Below are 11653 nucleotides of genomic sequence, written 5' to 3' on the forward strand. Positions count from 1 at the left end.
TCAAGCAGCGGACTCCCGCGCAGCGGGCTCCCGCGCGGAGGGGCTGGTGCACCGCGATGCACCCACGGCGACTTCCTGTGCCGTACGCCATAATGTCCGCGTGTGTCCGGTCTGGGCGCATACCGGTGTCTCGACGAGGAGTGACTATGGACAAAGTCGTCCCCAGCGCAGCCGAGGCCGTAGCGGACATCGGCGATGGTGCGTCCATCGCAGTCGGCGGCTTCGGGCTCTGCGGCGTACCCCAGGATCTGATCGACGCACTGCGCACCAAGGGATCCAGCAACTTGTCGATCACCAGCAACAACTGCGGTGTGGACGGTGACGGGCTTGGCGTACTGCTCGAGGATGGTCGGATCTCCAAGGTGATCGCCTCGTACGTCGGCGAGAACAAAGCGTTCGCAAATCAGTACCTCTCCGGTCAACTCGAACTCGAACTCACTCCACAAGGCACGATCGCCGAGCGGCTCCGCGCCGGCGGGGTCGGCATTCCCGGGTTTTACACCATCACCGGCGCCGGGAGCTGGGTCGCCGAAGGTGGCATTCCCACCAAGTACGACACGGAGGGCAACGTCGTTAAATCCTCGGCACCAAAGGAAACCAAGGAATTCGACGGCGTCGAGTACGTCCTCGAGCACGCCATCGTCTCCGACTTCGCGTTGGTGCACGCGCTGAAAGCCGACCGGCACGGCAACCTGGTGTTTCACGAATCCGCGCGCAACTTCAACCCGCCGGCCGCGATGTCCGGCAAGATCACCGTCGTCGAAGCCGAACAGATCGTCGAAGCTGGCGAGTTGAACCCGGATCAGATTCACCTGCCCGGGATCTTCGTGCACCGCGTCGTCCAGTCCACCGGTCGCAAGCCGATCGAGAAGCGCACCACTCGCGCGAAGGAGGCCTAAGCCATGGCATGGGACCGCAACCAGATGGCCGCGCGTGCAGCAGCGGAACTCGCCGACGGGCAGTACGTAAATCTCGGTATCGGCATGCCCACCCTCGTGCCGAACTATATCCCTGAGGGCGTCACCGTCACCCTGCAGAGTGAGAACGGCATCCTTGGACTGGGGCCGTACCCGTACGAGGGCGAGGAAGACCCCGACCTGATTAACGCCGGCAAGGAGACCGTCACGGTGCTGCCGGGATCGTCGTACTTCGACGCGGCGACGAGCTTCGGGATGATCCGCGGCGGCAAGATTGACGCCGCAATCCTCGGCGCGATGCAAGTCGCTGAAAACGGTGACCTCGCCAACTGGATGATCCCCGGCAAGATGGTCAAGGGCATGGGCGGCGCGATGGATCTGGTTCACGGCGCCAAGAAAGTCATCGTGCTGATGGAGCACACCGCGAAAGGCGATTTCAAGATCGTCAAAGAATGTTCGCTGCCGTTGACCGGCAAGCGCGTCGTACAACGCATCATCACTGACGTGTGCGTCATCGACGTCCGCCCCGAAGGACTCGCACTCGTCGAACTCGCCCCCGATGTGACCGCCGAGGACGTCCAGGCCGCCACCGAACCCACCCTGCTCATCGACCTCTAGCCGATCTGCGGGGCAGTGAGTAACGCTACGTTGCCGATAGCGTTACTCACTGCCCCGCAGATGGGTAGCGACGTAATGGTTCCTCGGCGAGCCGCCCCGCCGCCACGAGTCTTGTCACGCGCGACGGAGCGTCAACTTCTCGGGCACGCCGCTGCGCCCTCCGCAGGTAGTCGGCAAGATACGTGTCAGATTTCGCCAAGGTAGGCGAATTGACCCGAACGACCTCCAGCCCGACTTCGCTCACCTCGACGTCCTTTTGCGCGTCACTTTCACGTTGCGCTACATCCGCGTGGTGCGCACCGTCGTACTCAATGACAAGTCCCGTGCTGAGATCCACGAGGTCAAGTTCCCGCTCGCGTCGTACTCCGCGGAGCATGGCGTTGACCAGCACGTTCGCGGGATCGAGGTCGAACAAGGTCACCATTCGCGCACGAAGTTCGGATTCAGGAAACGAACGTGAGCGCGTCGACGACAACGCAATCGCCTGCCGTAACCGTGGATGACCCCGGACTCGTGGCCGGCGCTCGATACACCGCCCAAGCAGATCCAAGTCGAACGGACGAGGGTTCAACTCGAACCGAAACGCGTCCATCACACCGACAGCGTCCAGCAGCGATCGACTGAACCGGGTCATGTCGTACGCCGTCCGTTCGAGGCTCGTGACCGGCAACCCGTCGATCACATCGACGTCGTCCGCATCCAATACCACCCGCAAAGTGGCGAGCCCATGCGCGCTGCGGTGGTCGTGACGCTCCAGACAAAACTGCACCGGAGTTCCACTCGCCCTCAGCATTTTCGGGCCTGCGTCTCGTACGCCGTGTAGCAAGGCCGCAGCCCAGCCCGTGAGGACCGCGCCCGCGGGCGCCAATGCCCCCACGAGATGCACGAGTTCTTGCGGATCGTCCAGCACATGCGGCAGCGCGAATATCTGCGGCGTGAGGGCGACCAACCGGCCGTCCTTGAACATTCGATGGTTAGCGCCGCAGGCCAACCACCCGGCCCGCGTGGCCACACCTCCGGGCACGCCAAGCGTTCTGGGGTCGACCGCATCGTTTCGCATAACGCGAGGATCGCAGCCAACTCATCGCACAGCCGGGTTATCCACAACCACAACGATCTGCGGGGCAGTGAGTAACGCTACGGTGCTCATAGCGTTACTCACTGCCCCGCAGAAGGACGTCGCGGAGCGGCGTGGTTAGCGGCCGAGGATGGAGCGGGCCATCACCACACGCTGAATCTGATTGGTGCCTTCGTAAATCTGGGTGATCTTGGCGTCGCGCATCATCCGCTCGACCGGGAAGTCGCGGGTGTAGCCAGCACCGCCGAGCAGTTGTACGGCGTTCGTGGTGACCTCCATCGCGGTGTCCGAGGCCAAGCACTTGGCCGCAGAGGAGATGAAGCCGAGGTTCGGCTCACCGCGCTCGGCGCGGGCCGCTGCGATGTAACACATCTGCCGCGCGGCCTCGATCTTCATCGCCATGTCCGCGACCATCCACTGCACACCCTGGAAGTCCGAAATCGCCGAACGGAACTGCTTACGGTCCTTGATGTACGACACCGCTACGTCGAGCGCGCCCTGCGCTACACCGACGGCCTGAATGCCGATCGTGGGGCGGGTGTGATCGAGGGTTTTCAGCGCCGTCTTGAAACCGGTGTCCTCCTCGCCGATCATCCGGTCAGCGGGAATGACGCAATTAGTGAAATGCAGCTCGCAGGTCGGCGAACCCTTGATGCCCATCTTCTTTTCCTTGGCACCGACTTCGAACCCTTCATCGTCCTTGTGGACGACGAACGCGGAGATGCCATTGGCGCGCTTTTCCGGGTCGGTGGAGGCCATCACGGTGTACCAGTCGGAGTGACCGGAGTTGGTGATCCATGCCTTCGTGCCGTTCAGCACGTAGGTGTCGCCGTCTCGAACGGCGCGCGTCTTCATCGCGGCGGCGTCCGAGCCGGCCTCGCGCTCGGACAGTCCGTAGCTGATCATCGATTCGCCGGACGCGATTGAGGGCAGCACCTTTTGCTTGAGCTCTTCGGAGCCCGACAGGATGATCGGCATCGAGCCGAGTTTGTTGACCGCCGGGATCAGCGAGCTAGACATGCAGACGCGCGCGACCTCTTCGATCACGATGCAGGCGGCGATCGAGTCTGCGCCGGCGCCGTCGTACTGCTCGGGGATGTGCACCGCCTGGAAGCCTGCCTTGGTGAGTTCATCCCGAGCTTCCTGCGGGAACCGCGAGTTCTCATCGACATCGGCGGCGTGCGGTTCGATCTTGTCCTCGCAGAGTTCACGAACCGACTGGCGAAGGTATTCGTGCTCCTCGCTCAGCTGGTAAAGATCGAAGTCAGGATTCATGGTCAGCCTTCCGGAGCGATGCAAATGTATTACTCCGAGCCTACAACCGATCACACCTCCGACGACACGGAGTTAACGCTGCTGTAAACGTTCGTTCTTCGCCAGCGCGACGTCGCGTAGTTCCGTCTGAAACTCACTCATCCGAGCCGTCAACGCGGCGTCTCCCGAGGCAAGCATCCGGACCGCGAGCAGGCCCGCATTGCGCGCGCCACCGATCGACACCGTCGCCACCGGGACCCCTGCCGGCATCTGCACGATCGACAGCAACGAGTCCATGCCATCGAGGTACTTCAGCGGCACGGGTACGCCGATCACCGGCAACGTGGTCACCGAAGCGACCATGCCCGGCAGGTGCGCAGCCCCGCCGGCACCAGCGATGATCACCCGCAGCCCGCGTTCGGCGGCGCTCTCGGCGTACGCGATCATCTCGTGCGGCATCCGGTGCGCGGAGACCACCTGTGCCTCATAACTGATGCCGAACTCCTCCAGAGCACCAGCGGCGTCCTGCATGACCGGCCAGTCGGAATCGCTGCCCATGATGATGCCGACGTCGGGCGTTTCAGTGCTCATCGAGAACTCCAGTCCGAAGGTAGGTCGCGGCCGCTGACGTGATCTCGCGAAGCCGGTCGAGATTGTCGCCGTACGCCGTGACGTGGCCGATCTTGCGTCCCGGACGTACTTGTTTGCCGTAGAGATGGATCTTGATCTCCGGCCATCGGGCCATCAGATGGTGCACTCGTTCATCGATGCCCGGTCCGCCTTCGTCCCCGCCGAGGACGTTCGCCATCACGGTGTACGGCGCTCGCGAGGTACTCGCGCCGAGGGGGTAGTCGAGGACGGCGCGCAGGTGCTGCTCGAACTGGCTGGTGACGGCGCCGTCGATGCTCCAATGGCCGGAGTTGTGCGGGCGCATCGCGAGTTCGTTGATCAGGAATTCGCCGCCGGTCGTCTCGAACAGTTCAACGGCCATCACGCCGACGACGTCAAGTTCGTGAGCCAGCGAGATCGCCATCGCGGTGATCTGCTCCGCCGCCGAGGCGGACAGTTGCGGCGCCGGCGCGATGACCTCGACGCAGATGCCGTCCTGCTGAACAGTCTCAACGACCGGCCACGCGCTGACCTGACCGAACGTAGAGCGGGCGACCATCGCGGCGACCTCGCGGCGCAACGGCACCATTTCCTCGGCGAGCATCTCGAAGCCCGCGGTCTGCGAATCTGCGACGACCTGTGCTGCCTCGGCGGCGTCGCGGACGATCCAGACGCCCTTACCGTCGTACCCGCCGGTTGCGGCCTTGATCACGACCGGCCACGTGCCGCCGGCGAACTCTTCGATGTCCGCGGCGTTGCGCACCCGTTCCCATCGGGGCTGCTGCGCGCCGCCCCAGGCCGCAATTCGGCGACGCATGACCAGTTTGTCCTGCGCGTGCAGTAAGGCCTTCGACCCGGGGAAAACCTTCACCCCGGAATCCTCGAGATGTTTGATCAACGCGCCCGGAACATGCTCGTGATCGAAGGTGACGACATCGCATTCGGCGGCGAATGCCGTGAGGTCGTCAGCGTTCAGGTGGCTGCCAATCTGCACGTCGTGCGCGACCAGCGCTGCCGATTCGTCAGCTCCCACGCTCATCACCCGCACTGACTGTCCGAGTGCGATCGCCGCCTGATGGGTCATTCGGGAGAGTTGGCCTCCGCCGACCATTCCGACGACAGGGAGTCCGGTGCGCTTATCCACCGCACCACTCTAGCGAGCGCGCTCACCGGGTTTCGGCACTGCACGTCACCGGCGCAGGTCAGTCAACAGTTCCACGGCGTGCTGCAGGCTGTTCGGCAGCCGCTCAACCCAGATCCGCGCCCCCGCCCGCCCCGTTTGGTCAGTTCGCGCCGTCTGGTCGATTCGCGCGGGTCGGTCAGGTCGCGCAGTCTGGTCAGTTCGCTCGGTTTGGCCGGTTCGCACAGGTTGGTCAGTTCGCGCTGCCCAGTCAGCTCGCTCGCTGAGCAACGAACGCAGGCCCGCGACCCGGGTGGTCAGTTCGGGTGTACGGCGCGCGAGGACGACCGCGGCGCTCGGGCCGATACGCACGATTGATTCGCCCGCGCAGAAGGCAGTGCGCAGATCATCCGCCAACTGCGACATCTGCCAGGTGCGATCCCACGCGTCGATGCGGCTCTGCACGTCCAGTGGATCGGCACGCGTGTTTCCCGGCTGCAGCAGCGTCGCCACCACCAGCGCATATCGGTCTCCGAGGTGTTCACCGGCAAATTCGGCCTCTGCGGTCACTTCGCGCAGCCGCTCACTCAGATAGTCGACGCCCGGTAACGTGCCGGTCCCGACGTCCTGCAGGTCGCGCACCGTGGCTTCACCGTCGGCCCAGCCGATGGCCGCACTCTTGAGCAGGTTCACGACTTCGATCGGGCGCGGCGGAGTGCTGTAGGTGTACGCCGGATGCGCATGCAGCGCTCGCGTGAGCCGGGCGATGGCCAGTACGTCGTCCAAGGTCTCACCCAACGACACCCCCGCGCGGGCTCGAGCCAGGCCCAAGCGCGTGCAGCGTTCGGCCACGTCCCCGTCGGTCACGATGGCCTCGGCTACGGCGTCCACCGCGGGAGTCCACCAGTCATCGGGGTAGCCCCAGCCGCGTTCCTGGCTGGCCGAGCGCCACATCGATCGCAACTGCGTCGAGGTGATACCCCGGGGGCCGGGACGACCGGCCAGAGGCTTACGCAGTCCGCCACCCATTCGTTCCCGCCACCTCCATCTGAGGACCTATGAACTCCGCGTGAACATATCGGACGTCGATTGCTCATGTAGGCAAAGTGTGTGAATCTGACCGTAAAGCGGTCGTTTCTTGAGCATCTGGGCCGTACTATCTACCGTGGCGCCAGAGTTCTGGTCCGGACGACCCCCAATGTTTCTTGGAGCACGACCCGAATGACGACCTCACAGCGCTCGGCGGCCGACGACAAGGCCGCCGACGCCGAGTACATCACGGCTGTCCGTGGTGGCGATAGGTCAGCCTTCGCTCCGCTCTACAAACGCCACCAGGCCGCGGCGTACCACCTGGCGCGCCAATTGGTCACCTCCCCCAGCGAGGCCGAGGATCTGGTTTCGGAGTCGTTCGCCAAGGTCTTCAACACGCTACTCAGCGGCGGCGGACCCGACTCAGCGTTCCGGGCGTATCTGCTCACCAGCGTGCGCAACACGTTCTATGACGCCGTCCGGCAAGGCAAGAAACTCTCCTACACCGATAACCTCGAGCCCCTCGTCGAAGGCGAGGAGTTCGAGGACCCCACGGTCAAAGGCCTCGATAACGCGCTCGCGGCGAAAGCTTTCGCGACGCTGCCGGAGCGCTGGCAGGCGGTGCTGTGGCACACCGAGATCGAAGGTGAGTCACCGGCGCAGGTCGCCCCGCTGCTCGGGTTGACCGCGAACGGCGTCGCCGCGCTCGCCTACCGCGCCCGCGAAGGGCTCAAGCAGGCCTTCCTGCAAGCGCACGTCGCGGATGTCGCGACGGACGACTGCAAGGTGACCAATAGCCGGCTCGGCGCTTGGAGCCGGGGCGGTCTGTCCACCCGCGAACAGCGTCAGGTCGATGCCCACCTTGAGGTGTGCGATCGTTGCGCGGCGGTCGCCGCCGAGATCAGTGATCTCGGCACCGGGCTGCGCGGTGTCGTCGCCGTGCTCGCGATCGGCACCCCCACCCTCACCGCCGCGTACCTCGCCGGCGGTTCTATGGCCAAGATCGGCGCCCTCGCCTGGGCGGGCGCAACCGCGCCCGCCGCCGGGCTGGCGAAGATCACCGGACTAGTTACCGGTGCGGGCGTGCTCGCACCGGGCATGACCACGGGAGTTGTCGGCGCCACCACTGGTGTCGGCGCTACCGCCGGCGCCGGAATCGGCGCTACCGCAGTATCCTCAACCGCCGCCACAACCGCAGCAGGAGTATTCGTGGAGAGCAGTTCCTCATCAGCGGCAGCCGCAGGCGCGGCCGCGCACAGCGCCCGTGGCCTATGGGGCGCCGTCGCCGGTACAGCCGCGGTCGCGGCGATTGCGACCATCGTGATCGTGAGCGCGAACTTCGGTGATCCAGAGCCGAGCGCGGATGACGTCGGCCTAGCCCCCTCGACCAGCTCTGATTCGGCGGACCCCACGACGGGCGACAACTCCTCCAGTGCGCCCTCGAGCACGAAGTCGCCGTCCGCGCCGGGCACTAATCGCGAATCCGGCGGGTTAGACCTGCCGTCAATCCCTGCGGTGGACGACGATTTCCTCGGTGCGCTGCCCAGCATCGGCGCGCTACCGAAGGAAGAGGACGCCGAGGAGTCCGGCTCGTCCGACGAGTCACCTGCGCCTGCCGATGAAGGCACTGCGACGGAGAATCCGGGAGCGACCGAAGAACCTCCGCCCGCCACCGGAGAGCCGACGACCCCACCGGAGACCGAGGAACCCACCGAGCCCGAGGAGCCCACCACCCCTTCGCAGCCCACCGACCCGACGGATGAGCCAGAGCCACCGCTGCCAGCGGCACCGACGATTACGCCGGATGACGTCACCTTGACGCTGGACAATACGACCGATCCTGAGACCCCGACTTATGCCTCAGGGCCCATCGTTATCACCCATCAGGGCGAGGTCGACTATTCCGCCGTATCGATCACGATCCCGACCTTCACGATCACACCCGCGACGCCTGAGCCGGATGCTCTCGCCGATGAGCCAACACCACTAACCGCGGAGTGCTTCGTCGAGATCCAGGGCGCTGCCCCGGCGGACCCGGTACCGTGCGGCGACGAGGAGGTGCCGTTCGACTTGCTTCAGGGAGGCGCCCCCCTCACCGCCGGTGAGACGGTGACGTTCTCCGTCACAATCAAGCTGGACCAAGAAGGCGCGACCATCGATGATTTTACTGCCGAGGTGAACGGCACATATAGCGACGACTCGGGCTCCTTCGACGGTGAGATCAAGTTTGATGTCACGCCTCCAGATACTTCCAATCCGGACGAAGGTGGCGGCGAGGATCCGGGCAACGGTGACAATGAAGGAAATGGCCAGGGCGGGAATGACCAACCTGGTGGCACGGGCGACTCTGGCACCGACGACGATGACGAGCAGTAGCCTCCGGCTCAATGAGTCAGCGGTACTGAATCAGTGCGCTCGTCGACGCTAGAGCCGCATCAAGCAGGTCGTAAGGCCGACACATAGTCACACTCGATACTCGCTTTCGGAGTCGTTCGTCGTCTCCGAGGGCGGGTATCGTCGTACAGCGCGCACCGGCCGCGCAGGACGTGAGCAGTCGATCACTTTTAGATCACCTCTTGCCTCGTTCGAACATTTGTTCGATCATTGAAGTGTGGCTGGTACCTCTCTCGCAACTGCGCTCGCCGATCTTCCGATCACGCGCGCGTCCGCGCTGACCTCCGGAGCGCAAAGCCAGCCACTCACCCGCGGATCCGACCTAGAAGCCCACTACCAGCGAACCCTCGACGGGCTCACTCCCCTCCTCGGCCCAGGACTGCGCCGAGGCGCGAGTTACCTCGTCGAGGGCTCCACCTCGTTGTGCCTGGCGCTCGCCGCCGGCGTCAGCCAAGGCGGGTCGTGGTGCGCCGCCGTCGGCATGCCGCATCTCGGACTACAGGCAGCGGCCGGGTTAGGAGTCGACCTCGACCGATTCGCGGTGGTCCCCGACCCAGGAAGTCACTGGCTGGAGGTAACCGCGACCCTGGCCGATGCCGTCGACCTCATCCTGCTCACCCCGCCAACCCGGGCCGCCGACAGCGACGTACGCCGCCTCGCCGCTCGGCTACGCCAGCGCAGTTGCACCTTGGTCGTACACGCCAACACCTGGAGCGGCATCGAGGCACGGCTCACCGTCACCGACAGCCAATGGCAGGGCGCCTCCGGCGACGGACGCGGCTACTTGAACGCACGACATGCGCGCGTCACCGTGAGCGGCAAGGGCACCCCGACCTCCGAGCGACTCTGGCTCCCCGCTCCAGACGGCGGTGTACGGCGCTACACCCCTTCGTCCGAATCCGGTCGCCGGGGCAGCCAACTACAGGCGGTCCGATGAGTGAACTCACGCTGTTCGACGAATCCTTCATCGACGATGAGCCGCCGCTTCGGGTATTGGCGATGTGGTACCCCGATTGGCCAGTACTGTCCGCCTTTCCCGATATAGCGGACGATGAGCCACTTGCCGTGTTTAGCGATGGCGTCGTTCTCGCGTGTTCACCGCGCGCCCGCGCAGACGGCGTACGGCGCGGGATGCGCCGCCGGGAGGCCCAGTCCCGCGTCCCTTCGCTGCGCTGGACGACGCATAGCTCCGACAACGACGCCCACGCATTCGAACCACTGCTTCGCGCGGTAGAGCACATCTCCCCCGGCGTCGAATTGGTCCGCCCCGGATTGTGCGTGACCGGCGCGCGCGGTCCCACGCGTTACTTCGGCGGCGAAGAGCCGCTCATCGACGCACTCGGCGAATATCTGGAAAGCATCGGATTTCCCGGCGCTCAGTTCGGGATCGCCGACGGGGCATTCGCTGCGATACAGGCCGCCCACGACGATCTCGTCGTACCCGTCGGCGGCTCACCTTCGTTCCTGGCCGCGCTGCCTGTCGACGTCCTTGATGACCGCGAACTGACCGACCTACTGCGCAGGCTCGGCATCCGCACGTTGGGTGATTTCGCCGCTCTGCCGGCAAACCAGATATCGGCGCGGTTCGGGGCATCCGGCGTCGCCGCGCACCGACTCGCCGCCGGAAGAGAACGTCGCCACCTCGCCGCACGTACCCCACCACCAGATCTCACCCTCACCATCGACCTGGATCCACCGCTGGAAAACGTCGAGACGGTCGCGTTCACCAGCCGGCAGCATGCTGACCGATTCGTCGCGCGCCTGGCACGGCGAGATCTGGTGTGCACCGTCCTGGACATACGACTCGTCGACGAACAGGGCGCTACATCGCGCCGCACATGGCGACATCCCGGGTGGTTTGCCGCGGCGGACGTCGTGGATCGAGTGCGCTGGCAGGTACAGGCCGCGACGCCGGCGAACAGTTCTGTGCGATTAGGCATCAACAGCGGAGGCGCTTTACTGGGCGCCCTCACTCAGATCGTTCTGACACCACGCGAAGTCGACCGTGTTGGCGAGCACGCCGAAGGGCTTTACGATCAGCGCCGCGACAACGACCGGGTGCACCACGCTTTCACTCGAGTGCAGAGCATGCTTGACCATACGGCGATCCTCACCCCAATCCGCAGCGGCGGACGATCTCCGCGCGAGTTCTGCACGCTCACCCCTTGGGGCGAACGACATGCGCCGCGACACGACCCGCTGGCCCCTTGGCCCGGACGCCTCCCCGACCCGGCGCCTTCGCGATTGCCCTCACCACCGGAGTCGGTGATCGTCGCGGACGCCGATGGCACCGTCGTGGACGTCGATGATCGCGGATTCCTCACTGCACACCCCGCCTGGGTACGGTTCCGCACCCGCGCGGCTGAACAGATCACGTCGTGGGCCGGACCGTGGCATAGCGATGAGCGTTGGTGGGACCTTGCCGCTGGGCTCCAACTCAGCAGGATCCAAGCGGTGACAGTGTCTGCGGCCTACCTATTGGTGCACTCCGCCACCGGATGGTGGCTAGAAGGCATCTATGACTGAATATCCGATTCATATGGCTGTCCCGTCCGACCATCAGGCCACGCGGGCCTGCACATCGAGCACGGTCGCCCCGGACACAATCGACCTACCCAACGAAAACCATCTCGC

Annotated in this window: 10 protein-coding genes; 5 read left to right on the forward strand and 5 right to left on the reverse strand. The window is 65.0% G+C overall.

Going from position 1 to position 11653, the window contains the following annotated elements; translation table 11 throughout:
- Positions 1–146 precede the first annotated feature (146 nt).
- Complete coding sequence (locus tag E1H16_RS05410; protein ID WP_134322668.1) at positions 147–899, forward strand: CoA transferase subunit A; 753 nt, start codon at positions 147–149, stop codon at positions 897–899.
- A gap of 3 nt (positions 900–902) precedes the next feature.
- Positions 903–1535 carry a 3-oxoacid CoA-transferase subunit B gene (locus E1H16_RS05415; RefSeq protein WP_134322669.1) on the forward strand — a complete coding sequence of 211 codons (633 nt, stop codon included), beginning with the start codon at positions 903–905 and terminating at the stop codon, positions 1533–1535.
- 46 nt (positions 1536–1581) lie between these two features.
- Here the strand turns inward: E1H16_RS05415 and E1H16_RS05420 are convergent, their stop codons facing one another.
- The 5 genes from E1H16_RS05420 to E1H16_RS05440 all read right to left on the reverse strand — a co-directional run bounded on the left by E1H16_RS05420 (position 1582) and on the right by E1H16_RS05440 (position 6625).
- Positions 1582–2595 carry a PDDEXK family nuclease gene (locus tag E1H16_RS05420; RefSeq protein ID WP_134322670.1) on the reverse strand — a complete coding sequence of 338 codons (1014 nt, stop codon included), beginning with the start codon at positions 2593–2595 and terminating at the stop codon, positions 1582–1584.
- Between the two features lie 135 nt (positions 2596–2730).
- The gene (locus E1H16_RS05425) at positions 2731–3888 is read right to left on the reverse strand and encodes an acyl-CoA dehydrogenase (RefSeq protein ID WP_134322671.1); all 1158 of its coding nucleotides are present in this window, start codon (positions 3886–3888) and stop codon (positions 2731–2733) included.
- 72 nt (positions 3889–3960) lie between these two features.
- On the reverse strand, positions 3961–4458 hold the full coding sequence (gene purE / locus E1H16_RS05430; protein ID WP_134322672.1) for a 5-(carboxyamino)imidazole ribonucleotide mutase: 498 nt from the start codon (positions 4456–4458) through the stop codon (positions 3961–3963).
- Positions 4448–5620: a 5-(carboxyamino)imidazole ribonucleotide synthase gene (locus E1H16_RS05435; protein WP_134322673.1), complete on the reverse strand. Its 1173-nt coding sequence runs from the start codon at positions 5618–5620 to the stop codon at positions 4448–4450. Before E1H16_RS05435 ends, purE begins: the two co-directional genes overlap by 11 nt.
- Before the next feature lie 45 nt (positions 5621–5665).
- Complete coding sequence (locus E1H16_RS05440) at positions 5666–6625, reverse strand: hypothetical protein (RefSeq protein WP_134322674.1); 960 nt, start codon at positions 6623–6625, stop codon at positions 5666–5668.
- Positions 6626–6817: 192 nt separating this feature from the next.
- On the opposite strand from E1H16_RS05440, the gene E1H16_RS05445 reads away from it, so the two are divergent.
- From E1H16_RS05445 to E1H16_RS05450, 3 genes are all read left to right on the forward strand, one after another.
- Positions 6818–9001 carry a sigma-70 family RNA polymerase sigma factor gene (locus tag E1H16_RS05445; RefSeq protein ID WP_134322675.1) on the forward strand — a complete coding sequence of 728 codons (2184 nt, stop codon included), beginning with the start codon at positions 6818–6820 and terminating at the stop codon, positions 8999–9001.
- Positions 9002–9236: 235 nt separating this feature from the next.
- The gene (locus E1H16_RS18355) at positions 9237–9956 is read left to right on the forward strand and encodes a hypothetical protein (protein WP_166741634.1); all 720 of its coding nucleotides are present in this window, start codon (positions 9237–9239) and stop codon (positions 9954–9956) included.
- Positions 9953–11545 (forward strand): DNA polymerase Y family protein, encoded by a 1593-nt coding sequence (locus E1H16_RS05450; RefSeq protein WP_166741635.1) that lies wholly within the window; start codon positions 9953–9955, stop codon positions 11543–11545. The genes E1H16_RS18355 and E1H16_RS05450 overlap by 4 nt, the downstream gene beginning before the upstream one ends.
- Positions 11546–11653: the final 108 nt, after the last annotated feature.

Source organism: Cumulibacter soli (genome assembly GCF_004382795.1).
Classification (GTDB): domain Bacteria; phylum Actinomycetota; class Actinomycetes; order Mycobacteriales; family Antricoccaceae; genus Cumulibacter; species Cumulibacter soli.

Excerpts from the sequence above, each read along its gene's own strand:
- E1H16_RS05410 (WP_134322668.1), top strand. The coding sequence starts at position 147 with ATGGACAAAGTCGTCCCCAGCGCAGCCGAGGCCGTAGCGGACATCGGC.
- E1H16_RS05415 (WP_134322669.1), top strand. The coding sequence starts at position 903 with ATGGCATGGGACCGCAACCAGATGGCCGCGCGTGCAGCAGCGGAACTC.
- E1H16_RS05420 (WP_134322670.1), bottom strand. The coding sequence starts at position 2,595 with ATGCGAAACGATGCGGTCGACCCCAGAACGCTTGGCGTGCCCGGAGGT.
- E1H16_RS05425 (WP_134322671.1), bottom strand. The coding sequence starts at position 3,888 with ATGAATCCTGACTTCGATCTTTACCAGCTGAGCGAGGAGCACGAATAC.
- purE (WP_134322672.1), bottom strand. The coding sequence starts at position 4,458 with ATGAGCACTGAAACGCCCGACGTCGGCATCATCATGGGCAGCGATTCC.
- E1H16_RS05440 (WP_134322674.1), bottom strand. The coding sequence starts at position 6,625 with ATGGGTGGCGGACTGCGTAAGCCTCTGGCCGGTCGTCCCGGCCCCCGG.
- E1H16_RS05445 (WP_134322675.1), top strand. The coding sequence starts at position 6,818 with ATGACGACCTCACAGCGCTCGGCGGCCGACGACAAGGCCGCCGACGCC.
- E1H16_RS05450 (WP_166741635.1), top strand. The coding sequence starts at position 9,953 with ATGAGTGAACTCACGCTGTTCGACGAATCCTTCATCGACGATGAGCCG.